Genomic DNA, 14,591 nt, shown 5'->3' with positions numbered 1-14,591 from the left:
CCACACCTTATCGCAACGGCGGCCTCAATGCGCGTCCGGCGGCGGCGCCTTCGGCGTCACGTTGCGCAGGAACGGAACCAGCGCCGTGGCGATGACGAACGCAACCATGATGACCAGGAACGCATCGGCATAGGCCATCGTCGAGGCCTCGCGATAGGCGAGCTGCCAAAGCTGCTTCAGCGCGGCGGCGTGGCCGTCGTCGATGGCGCCGGGCAACTGTCCATAGCGCTGCGCCACGGTGTCGACCATGCGCATGGCGGCTTCGTTCTGCGGCGTCAGGTGCGAAGCGATCGTCAGGAAATGGAAGTTGGTCCGGTTGTTGAGGATCGCACCGCAAATGGCGATGCCGACCGCGCCGCCGAGATTGCGCATCGTGTTGAACAGCCCGCTGGCATATTTCAGCCGGTCCGGCGGCAGGCTGCCGAGCCCGAGATTGACGCTGGGCGCCACGGCAAAGACCTGCGGGAAGCCGCGGAACAGCTGCGGGATGAGGAGCTCGGCGGAGCCCCACTGGCTGGTGATGGCGCTGAAACTCCACATCGACGCGCCGAAGGACGCCAGCCCGAACATCATCAGCCAGCGCGTGTCGAAGCGCTTGGCGAGGAAGATGTAGACCGGGACGCCCACCATCGAGGCGACGCCGGTGGAAAACACCGCCAGTCCGGTTTCGAGCGCGTTGTAGCCGCGCACATAGCCGAGGAACAGCGGCGTCAGGTAGATCGTGGCGAAGATGCCGATGCCGGTGATGAAGGACAGGAAGCAGCCGATGGCGAAGTTGCGGTTGCCGAAGGCGCGGAGTCGACCACCGGCTGCGCATAGGTCAGGCTGCGCACGACGAACAGAACCAGCGTCACCACGGCGACGACGGCGCCGTTGCGGATCGTGGCGTCGTCGAACCAGTTCCAGCGCGAACCCTCCTCCAGGACGTATTCCGCCGTGCCGAGACTGACCGCCATTAGCGCCATGCCGATATAGTCCGCGCCCTTCAGCAAGGACGGATCGGCCTTGTCGATCCTGACCAGCAGCGCGACCAGGACCGTGATGATCGCGCCGGGAACGACGTTCACATAGAACAGCCAGTGCCAGTTCAAGGTGTCGGTGATCCAGCCGCCGATGACGGGGCCGAGCGTCGGCGCGATCGAGGCGATGCTGCCGACGACCGCCGCGGCATAGACGCGCCTCGGGCCCTGGAAATAGTGGAAGGACGAGGTGAATACCGTCGGGATCATCGAAGCGCCGAGCAGCCCTTGCAGCGCCCGGAACACGATCATGCTTTCGATGTTCCAAGCGAAACCGCACAGCATGCTGGCCAGCGTGAAGCCGGCCGCCGAGATGGTGAAAAGCCATCTCGTCGAGAAGACGCGGGTGAGCCAGCCCGACAGCGGGATGACGATGATCTCCGCCACCAGATAGGAGGTCTGGACCCAGCCGATCTGGTCCTGGGCGGCCGACAGCCCGCCGCCGATATCCTGCAGCGAGGAGGCGACGATCTGGATGTCGAGCAGCGCGATGAACATCCCCACGCACATCACCATGAACGGCAGGATGCTGGCGAAGAAGGATTGCGGGGCGGCCGGCGCTGACATGGCGCCGTCAATGCGATCCGGTGTCGACGGTGACGACAGTCGACAGGCCTGGCCGCAGCGCGACCTTGGCCGCCTGGTCGGCGTCGATCGTGATCCTGACCGGCACCCGCTGGACGATCTTGGTGAAGTTGCCCGTCGCATTCTGCGGCGGGATCACGCTGAAGATCGCTCCCGTGGCCGGCCCAAGGCTGGTGACGCGGCCCTTGAGCGGTTGGTCGGGCGCGACATCGGCATAGACGGTGGCGGCCTGTCCGTCGGTCATCGCGCGCAACTGGTCTTCCTTGAAATTGGCGTCGACCCACAGGCCCGATGCAGGAACGATGGTCAGCAGATAGCTGCCGGGAGAGACATAGCTGCCCACCCGCGCCAGCCTGTTGCCGACGATGCCGTCGATCGGCGAGCGGATTTCGGTGAAGCCGAGGTCGAGCTGAGCGGTGTCGAGATCCGCCCTGGCGGCCGCGACTTCCGCGGTCGCTTCCGAAATCTGGGTGCTGAGGACATCGAGCTGTTGTCTGGATGCGGCGAGCGCGGCCCGCGCGGCGGCGACGGATGCCTGCGCCTGGCCGTCGGCCGCGGCGCTCTTCTGGGCATCCTGCTGCGAGCCGGTCCTGGCGCTGGCAAGCACCGCGTAGCGCTTGGCATCCTGCGCAGTGAACGCGGCGGCGGCGCTCTTGGCCTCGAGATCGGCGCTGGCCTGCTCGATCAGCGAGTTCTGCAGCGAGACCTGGGCGCGCAGGTTGTCGAGCGCCGACTGCTTCTGCTGCACCGATGCCTGCGCGCGTTCCAGCGCCGCCTTGAACGGCCTGTCGTCGATGCGGATGACCGGCTGGCCGGCGTTGACATGCTGGTTGTCCTCGACGAGCACCTGGTCGATATGCCCGGCGACCCGCGGCGCGAGCGGCGTGACGTTGCCGCCGACATAGGCATCGTCGGTCGTCACCAGGAAGCGGTTGGCCTGCCACCACTGGGCGCCGTACCATCCGGCGGCAGCGATCGCGATCAGCGCTGCGCCGAGCAGCACCGGCTTGCGCCGCTTCCTGGCCGGCTTCGGGACATCAACGACGGAGGCCTGCAATTCGGCCGGGGAAAGAGCCTTGTTCATCTGCTTCTCGCCTCTTCCTCGCCGCCAGCAGCGTTCTCCACAAGCGGCAGGCCCGAGCCCTCGCTGCTGAAGCGGTAGCGCTGCCGCATGCGGTCGCTCGCCTTGGGTCCTGTCGCCATGGTGAAGCCACCGCCGTCGAGCTCCCTGCCGGTCTCCCGGTCGACCAGAACGGGATCGGCCCAGCGCCCATCCGCCGTGTCGACCACGACAAGGCTCGGACCTTCGGGCGCCAGATGCCTGTTGCCCCAGGCAAGCAGCGTAAGCAGCACCGGCCGGAAATCGCGGGCCTTGGCCGTCAGCACATATTCATAACGAAGCGGCCGCTCGCAGTAGGCGCGTTTCTCGAACAGCCCGCGCTCGACCAGGCTGTTTAGCCGCCGCGTCAGGATGTTGGGGGCGATATCCAGGCTCTTCTGGAATTGGTCGAAGCGCGTCAGGCCCTGGAAGGCGTCGCGCAGCAACAGGATGCTCCACCATTCGCCAACCTCGTCGAGGCTGCGGGCTATGGGGCATGGGCGCGTTTCGAAGCTTGTCCTGGCAACCATTTTCGTGACTCACTATCAAGATGCAAGTCACAACTAGCCTAGTTAGTTGCATAATGCAAGTCACCAAACAGCGCGACTTGGGATCTGGGCCGACACAGAGTCGTGAGCGGCGCCTCCGGGCCTGCCGGAGAGAAGCATGAGGTTTCATCGCGTAGATTGAGTCAGCGGAGAGACGGCTTGGTCAACCATACGCTGCGGACGATGGCGCCATTTCTGGCGATCAAAAGGCTTGGCGTAGACATCACGCAAATTTCGGCATGTACATGCCGCAGAAGGCGCGAACTGATCGCCAACAACGATCGCGCGATAGTGGAGCGCGAGGACGGCGCTTAGTGCATGCTGGCTGTTTGGCTATTCTCGGACGAAGGTGTCGAGGCTGGTGCCGAAGGCGCGCCAGGTTCCTACTTGCTTGCGGGAAGCGGTTTCGCCCTCCTTGCCGGTGATGGTGCTGCCCGCCACCGTCAGCCACATCGTCTCCAGTTTGCCGTCCCGCAATATGCCGGTGTAGCTCACCGCGGCGGGGCCGGCCGTACCCTCGCCGGCGGCAGTCACTCCAATCACATCGCCATGTGCGATGCCGAGTATCGGCACCGTTTGTCCATAGAAGCTGCTGTCTTCGAGCGCCGTGCGAAACGTGCCTTCGATCCAGCCGCCGTCCTCGCCGGTTATGTCGAGGACGGACCCATATTGATTACGCCATCTGCCAAGCCAAGGCATTTCGCTCCTCCACGACTATATCGTCTTCGGCGGATTCGGGCCTGCATCTAACGCGCCGTCCCGGGCGGTCAAGTGACCGCCAAAACGTGGCCGGGACCAAGCAAGGCAGGCAGCTTGGTTCGCAAATTGAAAAGGGGCGGTGCTGGCGCCGCCCCTTTTCCACTGGGAGGATAAACTCTATCGACCGTTTAGGCGGCCTGGGCTTCGCCGGCGATCGCGTCGGCGGCGCGGGCCGCCTTCAGCACCTTGGCCCACCACGCGACGTCGTTGACGAGTGCTGCGGCCGACTGGTTCAGGTGCTCGAGGTCCTCGAGCTTCTTCTCGCCCTGGCGCACCGCAAGGAAATCGCCCCAGGCGATATGAACGGCCGACTTGACCGGCGCCATCTGCAGCTCGACGGCGATCAGGCGAAGCTGTTCGACCGCGCGCGCGCCGCCGACCGAGCCGTAGCCGACGAAACCAGCCGGCTTCTTGTTCCATTCATTGGCGGCGTAATCGATGGCGTTCTTCAGGACACCGGTCGGAGCGTGATTGTATTCGGCGGCGGTGAAGATGAAGCCGTCGAACTCGGCGACCTTCTTCTGCCAGCGCTGCGCCACTTCGTTCTGCGACGGCGCCCAGGCGGAGGAAGCGACCTCGTCGAAGAAGGGCAGCGGCCAGTCGCGCAGATCGACGATCTCGACGTCGATATCGGCGTGCGACTTGGCGATCTTGGCGATCCACTGCGTCGGCACGTCGGCGAAGCGGGCGGCGCGCGTCGAACCGACGACAATGGCGATTTTGGGCTTGGACATAAGGGGCTCTCCTTGCGGGAATTTCTGGTATCGTTTGGATACCGGCGCTATATGTGATACTGACAAATCGGCGCGCAAGGAGGCACGTTTTTGTTACTGAGGCACCCGCACATCACCGAGGACTGCCGTGCCGTGTCGGAGATCCTGCAACGGGTCGGCGACAAATGGACCGTCCTCGTCGTCGGCAAGCTGGGCGACGGGGCGTTGCGCTTCAACGAATTGCGCGCCGCCGTCGGCGGCATTTCGCAGAAGATGCTGACCACCACCTTGCGCGGTCTTGAACGTGATGGCTTCGTGACGCGAAAAGTGTTTCCGACCATTCCGCCGCGTGTCGATTACGAGCTGACAGAGCTCGGCCACGAACTGCTCGTGCCGGTCGGCGCGCTCGGCGAATGGGCGCGCAAGAACACCAATCGGGTCCGCGAAGCGCGCGCGAAATTCGACAGCCAGCAGGCCTGAAACCCTTGTAGTTCAATGGTTTCTGAACCATTGGATGAACCGTGCGGCTGGGCGCCGGCCCTGTCTCGCGTTCGGCTTTGATCGGATCCGCCGCGGCCACGCCGCCAGCCTCGCCGGCGTCTGCGCGCAACCGCCTCGACAAGGATGACCGTCTTTAGCCGGCCACCGACCAGGCGTTTGGAGCGGTGCCGCCGCAGCACGCTGTCGAGCAGCTTTCCGATTGTGCGGTCCTCTTGCCGGCTACCGCGTGATCCGGCATGCAGGCGACGCGTGGAAGGTCTTTCCTGACCTCCATATAGGCCGTTATGCCGAGCAGGCAGACCAGAGCAATAAGGGCTGCCACGAGCCAGCCGTTCAGCATATGTTGACGCATTGTCTTTCCCCCCGCGCCCACAAACTGGGGCGCGAAGGCAACCATTGGATGTCGCGAAGCGCATCTCCCGCGCGGGCGTTGTTACAAAACGGCCAGCCTGGGAGAATCGGTATCCCGTCAGCTCTCGGCCGGAACCGGCTTCGGCTTGCCTTCGCCGTCGAGCGCCACCATGACGAAATCGGCATGGGTGACCTTCTCCATCAGGTCGGAAAGATAGCGCTGCGCCCAGGCCTCGACCTTGAGCACCATCGAGGTGCGGCCGACGCGCTCGACATGGGTGTAGATGCACAGCGTATCGCCGATCTTCATCGCCTTGGCGAAGGACATCTCCTTGACCGCGGCGGTGACCACGCGGCCCTTGGCACGCTCGGCGGCGCGGATGCCACAGGCAAGGTCCATCTGCGCCATCACCCAACCGCCGAAGATGTCGCCGGCGGCATTGGCGTCGGAGGGCATGGCGAGCGTCCTCAAAGTGAGATCGCCGAGGGGTTTTCCGTCCGCGTAATGCACCATGGCGAAATCCTTGGAGGTCAGTTGCTGTTGCGTAGCAATGCGACTGCCATGTCGCAAGCTCTGCTGAAAGCGAAATGTGCGCCACGTCGCCGGTCGCTTTTTTCACAAGCCATGCCGGAAGCCACGGCGACGCCGCAAGCCGGCAATGTCTAGGGTAAGCCCGACATTGCGGAGCCCGCCTTTCCACCATGCAGACTTATGATTTCATCGTCGTCGGCTCCGGTTCGGCCGGTTCGGTCGTTGCCGACAGGCTGTCGGCGTCGGGCCGTTTCTCGGTACTCGTGCTGGAGGCCGGCGGAACCGATCAAAGGTTCTATGTCCAGATGCCGCTCGGCTACGGCAAGACCTTCTTCGACCCGGCCGTCAACTGGAACTACAAGACCGAGCCGGATCCCGGCCTCGCCGGCAATGCCGATCATTGGCCGCGGGGCAAGCTGCTCGGCGGCTCGAGCTCGATCAACGCCATGGTTTTCATCCGCGGCGCGCGCGAGGATTTCGACGCCTGGGCCGCCGCCGGCAATCCCGGCTGGGCCTATGACGATCTTCTGCCCTCCTTCAAGGCGATGGAGGACAATGCGGCCGGGGCCGACCAGTGGCGCGGCGTCGGCGGCCCCTTGCACATCACCGACTGCACCGACGCGGTGCACCCGCTGACCAAGCGCTATCTTGCCGCCGGCCAGCAGGCCGGGCTGCCGCTCAATCCGGACTTCAACGGCGCCTCCCAGGAAGGCGTCGGCGTCTACCAGATCACGACGAAGAACGGCCGCCGTATGTCCGCCGCCCGCGCCTTCCTGCGGCCGGCGATGAAACGCGGCAACGTCCGCGTCGAGACCAATGCCCTGGCGACGAAGATCCTGTTCGAGGGCAAGCGCGCCGTCGGCGTCGAATATGAGCAGAACGGCGAGAAGAAGACCGCGCGCGCCGGCCGAGAGGTGATCCTTTCGGGCGGCGCGGTCAACTCGCCGCAACTCCTGCAAATGTCCGGCATTGGCCCCGCGGCACTGCTCGGCGATCTCGGCATCCCGGTCGTCCACGCCAACGACAATGTCGGCGCCAATCTGCAGGATCATGTCGGCATCAACTACACTTTTAAAGGCAAGCTGCCGACGCTCAACCAGATCCTGCGGCCGTGGTGGGGCAAGCTGCTCGTCGGCATGCAGTACATCCTGTTGCGCTCTGGTCCGCTGTCGCTGTCGATGAACAATGCCGGCGGCTTCTTCCGCACCGACCCGTCGATGACGCGGCCGAACATGCAGCTCTATTTCCAGGCCTTCTCGACCGTCATCCCGAAGAGCGGCGAGCGTCCTATCCTGACGCCCGACCCCTGGCCGGGCTTCTCGATCGGCCTGTCCAACTGCCGGCCATCGAGCCGCGGCGAGATCATGATCCGCTCGAACAATCCGCGCGACTATCCGAGGATCACCCCCAACGCCTATTCGACCAATGCCGATGTCGACGAGATGCTGGCGGCGGTGAAGTTCGTGCGCAGGATCGCCGCGATGCCGGCCATGGCCGAGATCATCGAGGAAGAGGTTCTGCCCGGCCCCTCGATACAGTCGGACGCCGACCTGATCCAGGATTTCAGGAAGCGCTCGGGCACCGTCTATCACCCGGTCTCGACCTGCCGCATGGGGCCGGACGCGTCGCGCGCCGTGGTCGATCCGCGGCTGAGGGTTCACGGGCTGTACGGCTTGCGCGTCATCGACGCTTCAATCTTCCCCGACAACATCACGGGCAACACCAACGCCGCCTCGATCCTGACCGGATGGAAAGGCGCCGACCTGGTTCTGGAGGACCACACATGAAGATCACTGATGTGAAGACCTGGGTTGTCGGCAACCCGCCGCCCGGCATCGGCGGCAAGTATTTCATCTTCGTCAAGCTCACCACCGATGGCGGCGTGGTCGGCTATGGCGAAGCCTACAACGCGACCTTCTCCGCGCACGTCACCGCAAGGATGATCGAGGACATGGCCGAACGCTATCTCGTCGGCCGCGATCCGCACGACATCGAGAATTTCTTCCGCCGCGCCTATTCGTCCGGCTTCACCCAGCGCCCCGACGTCTCCGGCATGGGCTGCTTCTCGGCGCTCGAAATGGCCTGCTGGGACATCGTCGGCAAGGAGGCCGGCAAGCCGGTCTACAAGCTGCTCGGCGGCCAGGTGCATGAGACGCTGCGCTCCTACACCTATCTCTATCCGCACACCGGCAGCGTCCATTCGGAGGATGCACGCGGCAGGAACGTCTACAACGACCCCGACATGGCCGCCGCCTGCGCGCTCGAATATGTCGAGCAGGGCTTCAACGCCGTGAAGCTCGACCCGGCCGGACCCTACACCGCCTATGACGGCCACCAGCCGCGCCTGATCGACATCGATCTGTCGGCGCGCATGATCAAGGCGATCCGCGAGGCGGTCGGCACGCGCGCCGACATCCTGTTCGGCACGCATGGCCAGTTCACCGCATCGGGCGCGCTGCGCATGGCGCGCGCCATCGAGCCCTACGATCCGCTTTGGTTCGAGGAGCCGGTGCCGCCGGACATGCCCGAGGTAATGGCGCAAGTCGCCCGCGGCACGTCCATTCCGATCGCCACCGGCGAACGGCTGACGACCAAGTTCGAGTTTGCCCGCGTCATCGAGAACCGCGCCGCCACCATCCTGCAGCCCGATCTCGGCCGCTCCGGCGGCATTCTGGAGACCAAGAAGATCGCCGCCATGGCCGAGGCCTACCACATCCAGGTGGCGCCGCACTGCTATTGCGGCCCGATCGTCGGCGCAGCCAACATCCAGCTTGCCGTCACGCTGCCCAACTTCCTCATCCTGGAATCGCTCAGGCAGTGGGACGGTTTCCACGAAAAACTGCTCAAGAAGAAGATCGAATGGCAGGACGGCAACGTCATCCCGTCGAAGGAGCCTGGCCTCGGCGTCGAGCTCAACGAGGAGGTCTGCGACGCCCATCCCTATAGCGGCAAGGACCTGCATCTGCAGATGATGCAGACGCCGCTGATGCCGTGACCGCGCGCCTCGCTTACGCCTTCATCGGCCTTGGCCATCTTGGCGGCAACCTTGCCGCCAGCCTGCGGCGCAACGGCTTTGCCGTCACGGTCTTCGACCGCGACCCGGCGGCGGTCGAGCGTCTCGTCGCGCTCGGCGCCACGGCGGCGGCGAGCCCCGCCGAGGCCGCCCGTGCCGGCAATGCGATCACCTGCCTGCCCTCGCCGAAGGTCAGTGAAGCGGTGCTCGCCGGCCCCGACGGATTGCTCCAGGGCCTGCCCGCCGGCGGCACCTGGATCGAGATGTCGACCAATGGCCGCGACGAGATCCTGCGGCTCGCCGCCCTTGCGTCGAAAAAAGGCATCGAGACGCTCGAATGCCCGGTGACCGGCGGCGTGCATCTGGCGGCGGCGGGCAGGATCACCGCGCTCGTCGGCGGCGACGCCGCGCTCTACGAACGCCATCGCCCGGCCATCGAGGCGATGTGCGCGAAGTCGTTCCTGATGGGACCGGTCGGCTCGGCGGCGGTGATCAAGGTGATCACCAACATGCTGGCCTTCATCCATCTGGTCGCCGCGGGTGAGGCGCTGATGCTGGCCAAACGGGGCGGGCTCGACCTCGCCCAGGCCTATCACGCCATCGCCGCCTCTTCCGGCAACAGCTTCGTCCACGAGACCGAGAGCCAGCTCATTCTGAACGGTTCCTACGACATCGGCTTCACCATGGACCTGGCGCTGAAGGACCTCGGCTTCGCGCTCGCGATGGGCAGGGATTTCGGCGCGCCTCTCGATCTCGCGTCACGCGTCAACGCGATCTTCGAGGAGGGCAAGCGCGCCTATGGCGGCGATGCCTGGTCGACCAAGATCGTCAAGCTGCTGGAAGACGCGGTCGGCACGGAGCTTCGCGCGCCGGGCTTCCCAGCCAAGCTGGAACTGTAATCCGGCAAAAATTTAGCCAGCCATTTCAATCGCCTGACCACAAACATTGAATCAGCCTCTCAGCCAGTTGATTCAACCTCTCAGCGTCAGCGCACCGGGCAGGATCTCGAAGGTCGCTGGAATCCGGCCTGGCGACTCGCCGTCTATGTCGACCAGCGCGCTATTCTTCTCGATATCGCCGAGCGGCTCGACCAGCACCTTGCGGCCACGCAGGATGGTGATCGACGGATGATTGCGATGCCGGCCGCCATAGAGCAGGCGGATGTCCCTTATCAGGCCGAGCTTGCCGGCGGCGCGCAGGATGACGATGTCGAACTGGCCGTCGGCGAGCTCGGCGTCCGGCGCGATCATCATGCCGCCGCCGAAGAATTTGCCGTTGGCCACGGCCACCAGCGCCATGCGCGCCTCGACCGGCTCGCCGTCGTCGATAGTGATCCGGACATCCTGGAAGCGGTAGCGGACGAACTCGAGCACCGTGCGCCAGAAGAACAGCGCCTTGGCCGAGGCCCTGCCCTTGCGCTTGTCGGCATTGACGGCGCGATCCGTCGCGCCGGACAGGCCGAGGCTGGCGATGTTGATGAAATGGCGGCTGGCCAGCGCACCATGGTCGTCGATGTAGCAAATGCGTCCGGCGTCGATCTTGCGGCCCTCGGCCTCGGCGATCCGCTTCAGTGTCGCATCGATACCGCGCGGCAGGCCAAGCCCGCGCGCGAAGTCGATGCCGGTGCCGCACGGCAGGAGCCCAAGCGCGCTTTCGCGGCCGGTCTCCTGCCGCGCCTGCAGCAGCCCGTCGGCCACCTCGCTGGCGGTGCCGTCGCCGCCGGCCGCGATCACCAGGTCGCATCCGCCGGCGGCAAGGTCGATCGCCAGCCGCTCGGCGTCGCCGCCGCCTTGCGTCTCGCGCAGGTCGAAATCGCCGAAATTCGTCTTGAGCGAGGCCGCCGCCTCCGCCCAATGACGCTTGAGCCTGCCGCCTCCGGCAATCGGATTGAGAACCACCCCGACCTTCAAGCCGACCTCCCCCGAGGCTCGTCGCAAATACGCGGCGGCACCCGCTCTGGCGACCAAACTCTTTTGCCGGCATTGAAACGCGGACCGGGCGGCGGAGCAAGGCTCCAACATCCAAGGTTGCTAAAAAAGCGGGGCAGGCTGTCTAAGGGGTTCGGCCGGCGGATTCCGAGGCTTTTGCCATTGGTCCCCGATAATCCCGCTATCCACAGGCTCACCGGCATTCCCCAAACCCCTTACCCGGCGTACGTTGAACCCATCTCAGGCGGCCACTGAACGCCCCAGCCGAAAGGCAAAAGCGCAAGGCGGATTTCCTGAGGCCCGTACGGCCCAGAACGAGAGCAGGCTTGCCTGTTGGAGGGACGGATGCCGAGACCTACGGGTGCCGCGGAAAGCGTGCCAACGCCGACGGCGGACCGATGCTGCCATGAAGGCCGGGAAAAACCTTCGATGGCACGCTGGGCGAAGCCCGCAAGGGTGGAGATCGGCGTGGTCTGGAACGGGAGCTGCCCTCGGGTGGCGACTGGCAGGACCGTCAAAATCAAGGCTGGCCTGGCGCGACGACTTTACGGAAGTTGCTGCCTCAACCGGTTCCTGATCTGACAGGGAGGCGCTGGGAGAAATCCCAGCGCCAACTGTCTTTTTGGGACAGCTTTCCCACCGATCGCTGCCGTGCGCCATCAGGCAGGCGAGTGGTGCGCGAGGCTCGCCCGCGCCGGGAACCTCTTTCGCCTTTGTTGCCCAACCGGGCTGTTCCCCGCGCTAAAATCGGCTAACGTTCAGCGTGACGTGAAGGGGGATGCTTCATGCCGCTGATCCGCAAGCTTGCCGTCGCCGGCATCTTCGCCGACCGTGCCGGTCTTTGCATGCCGATATGCCGGCCCCTCGATCCAGGCGCGGCCTGACATGTTCCTGCTGCGCTGGCTGAGACGGCTCATCAAGACAATCCTCTGGCTGATCGTTCTCGTGGTACTGATCCCGGTTCTGGGACTGGCCTACGGCTTTCTCACCACCCCGGCGCTCGACAAGACCCCACTGCCCGGCATCGCCGAGCATGCTCCGCCGGCACAGCTCGCCGCGAAGGTGAGACAGGCGACACGGGATTATCAGGTGCCTGAGCAGGCGGCATGGCTCGCTTATCCGAAATGGGCGGCCGTCCATGCTGCGCACGACTACGCTGCCTTTGTCGGTAAGGATCAGCCGAGCGGCTTTCCCTATTGGGCCTATGTCGGCCATTGCTGGCAGGACTACGCAACGATCATCCGTGTGACTTCCACTCGCGGCATCGACATCCTCGATTACGTCGTGCCGACGCTCATCGGCACCGGCCTGACGATCGACTACGCCACCCAGTGGGCCTACGAGAACACGGTCGGCCGGGTGACCGAGGCAACCGCCGGCAAGCGCGTCGCGGCCGACATCTACCAGGCCAGGGTCGCCGCCGACTACGCCGCCTTTCTCGACACCGGACCCTGGACCGATTTTCCTTATGCCGAAAAGCGCGCCGGCTTGTTTGCGGTCGAGCCGGCAGCCGGCGACGACTCCATCCGCACCAGCGAACGCAAGCTCGCCTTCGGCCTGGCCGACACGGTCAAGCAATGGGGCGCCGATCTCGGCAAATCGGCCTTGGCCGGCGCCGGCGACCCGAGCCCGCCCGATATCCATGTCTGGGCCAAGGGCCCGGTCGGCGAGGCGGCGCGCAACGAGCCGGACACGCTCCTCGAGCGCGATCTCGGCGGCGACGGCACCATCTTCGTCACCAGCCGCTCGCAGGCCTTTACCGCGATGCTGCCGCGCCTCATCGACAAGGGCATCTCCTTCGTCGAGATCGGCGGCAACGACGAGATCATGATCACGGTGACCGCGGGCGCGGAGATCACCGCTCCCGAGGGCTCGCGCATCCTGTTCAACCAGCCGATCCCGGTATCGCCCGACACGCGCCGCATCGCGCTGACCGTCGCCGTGCGCAAGCTGCATTTGGTCCTGCCGGCTCTGGCCAAGGCCGGTGCCAAATTGGAACATGTTTACGCCGACGACTGAGGCATTTCGGTCACAGTGGCCGGCTGAGCAACCTTCGGAAACGTCCCGTCATCCACATTTCACAATCGCGGCCAAATCCCGCCTTGTTGATGCGATTGGGGATTGGGAGGCAATTCGAAGGGACAAGACCGTGATCAAGACCGCCCTTGTCGCCATGACCATTGTCGGCTGCGACTGCGACGCCAAGCTGTGCGAATATATCGGCGAGACGCCGGCCAAATGGTCGACGATCGCCGACTGCGAGGCGGCGATGAAGAGCCAGATGCTGCACCAGCGCAATTTCAACTATCCGCTGGTTTCAGGCATCTGCCGCGTCAAGGGCTCGGCCTCGTCGTCCGAGCTTGCCGCGAAAGCCTCCAGGCCGGATCTGAAGCCCAGGAACCGCGTCGTCGAAACCATCGCCCCGCTGCCGCCCGAGCTGGACCATCGCCCCAGCGCCCCGGTCGGTGGAACGGTGACCGCCAGCGAAACGGAGGCCGCGAAACCCGTGGCCTTCGACGGGTCGGTCGATGGCGGACGCGCCGTGCTCTACCGCACCACGGCCGGCTATGCCGTGGTCAAGACCGATCTCAGCCGCGCCGCCGGCGCAACGGTGGACGCGGCGAAGCGCTCGGCGAACTGGCTGGCCGGTCTGACCGGGCTGTGAGCCTGTCCAACAAGGCGTGTCGAGACTCGAGTTAAGCCGGCCTCACCTGAACATCGTCACGCGCCCTACAGCTTAATCTTCAAGGTCTCCCAGAACTTGTCGATCAGCGGCTGTTCGGTGGCGTTGTCCTGGTCGCCGATGCGCGTGATGAAGAGCAGCCCCTGATCGACGGTGCCGAAGCCGACGATCTCGAAATCCGCACTGTCGGTGCGCGTCTTCACGGTGGCCTTGAGGCCCGTCAACTCCTTGCCGTCGGCGAGCTTGCGGGTCGTCGCCCGCTGCGTCAGCTGTCCACCCGCCTGGACCGTTTCCTTGGTCATCTCCTGCAGCATCAGCTGGTTGAGGGAGACCGGGTTCATCTTGTCGTATTTCTGCACCACGACGAGGGTGCCGAGCGCCGATGCCATCAGATACTGGGCGATGCCTTCGCCAAGATCGGTCTTGGTGACCGAATTGGTGCTCGGATGGACGAAGGAGAATGTGCCGCCCGAGAAGGTCGCGAAATCATTGTGGTCGATCCGCACCTTGCTGGTCTTGCCGCCGGGCAGCGTCACGTCGATATCCTCGCCCGGATCGATGTCGACCGTCACGGCGTCGATCGTCAGCTTGAACGCCTTCGGGTCGTCGGCACGGGTTGGTCCGGTGCAAAGCACGATCACCGCGAGCACTGCTGCCGCTAATCTCAGTCGCATATCCTGTCCTCTCCGCGCAGTTCTGATCACCGCGTTCGATGGCGGCCTCGTTTCGGCAGCCGAAGCCGCTTCCTTATCATTCCCCGATGACAATTGGCGTGGGCCGGTTCTCTGATTGATAAAGCCGACACATTGCTCGAAAATAATGCGCAAGGATATTGGCCTTGACCGGGGGGTGTCATGACA

16 protein-coding genes and 1 pseudogene are annotated in these 14,591 nt (G+C 64.8%); 7 read left to right on the top strand and 10 right to left on the bottom strand.

The genetic code is table 11. From position 1 onward, the window contains the following. Positions 1–24: 24 nt before the first annotated feature. From AC0YKC_RS11460 to AC0YKC_RS11445, 4 genes and pseudogenes are all read right to left on the bottom strand, one after another. Entirely contained in the window at positions 25–900 is an 876-nt protein-coding gene (locus AC0YKC_RS11460; RefSeq protein ID WP_488511144.1) for an MFS transporter, read from the bottom strand. Continuing rightward, positions 858–1,517, bottom strand: a pseudogene (locus tag AC0YKC_RS11455) (MFS transporter); the annotation flags it as partial. The gene AC0YKC_RS11460 and the pseudogene AC0YKC_RS11455, both read right to left, overlap by 43 nt. Positions 1,518–1,593: 76 nt before the next feature. Continuing rightward, a complete protein-coding gene (locus tag AC0YKC_RS11450) occupies positions 1,594–2,688 on the bottom strand; it encodes an HlyD family secretion protein (RefSeq protein WP_488511111.1) in 1,095 nt (364 codons plus the stop codon). Continuing rightward, entirely contained in the window at positions 2,685–3,233 is a 549-nt protein-coding gene (locus AC0YKC_RS11445) for a winged helix-turn-helix transcriptional regulator (protein ID WP_488511110.1), read from the bottom strand. The genes AC0YKC_RS11450 and AC0YKC_RS11445 overlap by 4 nt, the downstream gene beginning before the upstream one ends. 177 nt (positions 3,234–3,410) lie before the next feature. Between AC0YKC_RS11445 and AC0YKC_RS11440 the strand changes: the two genes are divergently transcribed. Further along, the gene (locus AC0YKC_RS11440; protein ID WP_488511109.1) at positions 3,411–3,566 is read left to right on the top strand and encodes a hypothetical protein; all 156 of its coding nucleotides are present in this window, start codon (positions 3,411–3,413) and stop codon (positions 3,564–3,566) included. Positions 3,567–3,584: 18 nt separating this feature from the next. On the opposite strand, the gene AC0YKC_RS11435 is transcribed toward AC0YKC_RS11440, so the two are convergent. Beyond that, on the bottom strand, positions 3,585–3,950 hold the full coding sequence (locus AC0YKC_RS11435; RefSeq protein ID WP_488511108.1) for an avidin/streptavidin family protein: 366 nt from the start codon (positions 3,948–3,950) through the stop codon (positions 3,585–3,587). Between the two features lie 188 nt (positions 3,951–4,138). After that, a complete protein-coding gene (locus AC0YKC_RS11430; protein WP_320293424.1) occupies positions 4,139–4,744 on the bottom strand; it encodes an NADPH-dependent FMN reductase in 606 nt (201 codons plus the stop codon). Positions 4,745–4,834: 90 nt separating this feature from the next. On the opposite strand from AC0YKC_RS11430, the gene AC0YKC_RS11425 reads away from it, so the two are divergent. Beyond that, positions 4,835–5,203 (top strand): winged helix-turn-helix transcriptional regulator, encoded by a 369-nt coding sequence (locus AC0YKC_RS11425; protein WP_320293423.1) that lies wholly within the window; start codon positions 4,835–4,837, stop codon positions 5,201–5,203. A gap of 154 nt (positions 5,204–5,357) precedes the next feature. Here the strand turns inward: AC0YKC_RS11425 and AC0YKC_RS11420 are convergent, their stop codons facing one another. Continuing rightward, on the bottom strand, positions 5,358–5,576 hold the full coding sequence (locus tag AC0YKC_RS11420) for a hypothetical protein (RefSeq protein ID WP_488511107.1): 219 nt from the start codon (positions 5,574–5,576) through the stop codon (positions 5,358–5,360). Between the two features lie 117 nt (positions 5,577–5,693). Further along, positions 5,694–6,089, bottom strand: coding sequence for an acyl-CoA thioesterase (locus AC0YKC_RS11415; protein WP_320217521.1), 396 nt, complete (start codon positions 6,087–6,089; stop codon positions 5,694–5,696). A 188-nt stretch (positions 6,090–6,277) separates the two neighbouring features. On the opposite strand from AC0YKC_RS11415, the gene AC0YKC_RS11410 reads away from it, so the two are divergent. From AC0YKC_RS11410 to AC0YKC_RS11400, 3 genes are read left to right on the top strand one after another with little or no spacing between them, the layout of a single operon-like run. Beyond that, complete coding sequence (locus tag AC0YKC_RS11410) at positions 6,278–7,894, top strand: GMC family oxidoreductase (RefSeq protein WP_488511106.1); 1,617 nt, start codon at positions 6,278–6,280, stop codon at positions 7,892–7,894. Continuing rightward, positions 7,891–9,102 carry a mandelate racemase/muconate lactonizing enzyme family protein gene (locus AC0YKC_RS11405; protein ID WP_320293420.1) on the top strand — a complete coding sequence of 404 codons (1,212 nt, stop codon included), beginning with the start codon at positions 7,891–7,893 and terminating at the stop codon, positions 9,100–9,102. The genes AC0YKC_RS11410 and AC0YKC_RS11405 overlap by 4 nt, the downstream gene beginning before the upstream one ends. Next, positions 9,099–10,019, top strand: a complete 921-nt coding sequence (locus AC0YKC_RS11400) for an NAD(P)-dependent oxidoreductase (protein WP_320293419.1) — start codon at positions 9,099–9,101, stop codon at positions 10,017–10,019. The genes AC0YKC_RS11405 and AC0YKC_RS11400 overlap by 4 nt, the downstream gene beginning before the upstream one ends. Before the next feature lie 72 nt (positions 10,020–10,091). Here the strand turns inward: AC0YKC_RS11400 and AC0YKC_RS11395 are convergent, their stop codons facing one another. Beyond that, complete coding sequence (locus AC0YKC_RS11395; RefSeq protein ID WP_320293418.1) at positions 10,092–11,030, bottom strand: diacylglycerol/lipid kinase family protein; 939 nt, start codon at positions 11,028–11,030, stop codon at positions 10,092–10,094. A gap of 903 nt (positions 11,031–11,933) precedes the next feature. Between AC0YKC_RS11395 and AC0YKC_RS11390 the strand changes: the two genes are divergently transcribed. Then, complete coding sequence (locus AC0YKC_RS11390; protein WP_488511105.1) at positions 11,934–13,067, top strand: hypothetical protein; 1,134 nt, start codon at positions 11,934–11,936, stop codon at positions 13,065–13,067. Positions 13,068–13,197: 130 nt separating this feature from the next. Next, positions 13,198–13,713, top strand: coding sequence for a hypothetical protein (locus AC0YKC_RS11385; RefSeq protein ID WP_320293416.1), 516 nt, complete (start codon positions 13,198–13,200; stop codon positions 13,711–13,713). Positions 13,714–13,778: 65 nt separating this feature from the next. Here the strand turns inward: AC0YKC_RS11385 and AC0YKC_RS11380 are convergent, their stop codons facing one another. Then, positions 13,779–14,405 (bottom strand): hypothetical protein, encoded by a 627-nt coding sequence (locus AC0YKC_RS11380; RefSeq protein ID WP_488511104.1) that lies wholly within the window; start codon positions 14,403–14,405, stop codon positions 13,779–13,781. Positions 14,406–14,591: the final 186 nt, after the last annotated feature.

The organism is Mesorhizobium sp. CNPSo 4661 (assembly GCF_057784215.1).
The sequence above is the reverse complement of the archived record's forward strand: the minus strand, read 5'-3'. Positions and strand labels throughout refer to the sequence as shown.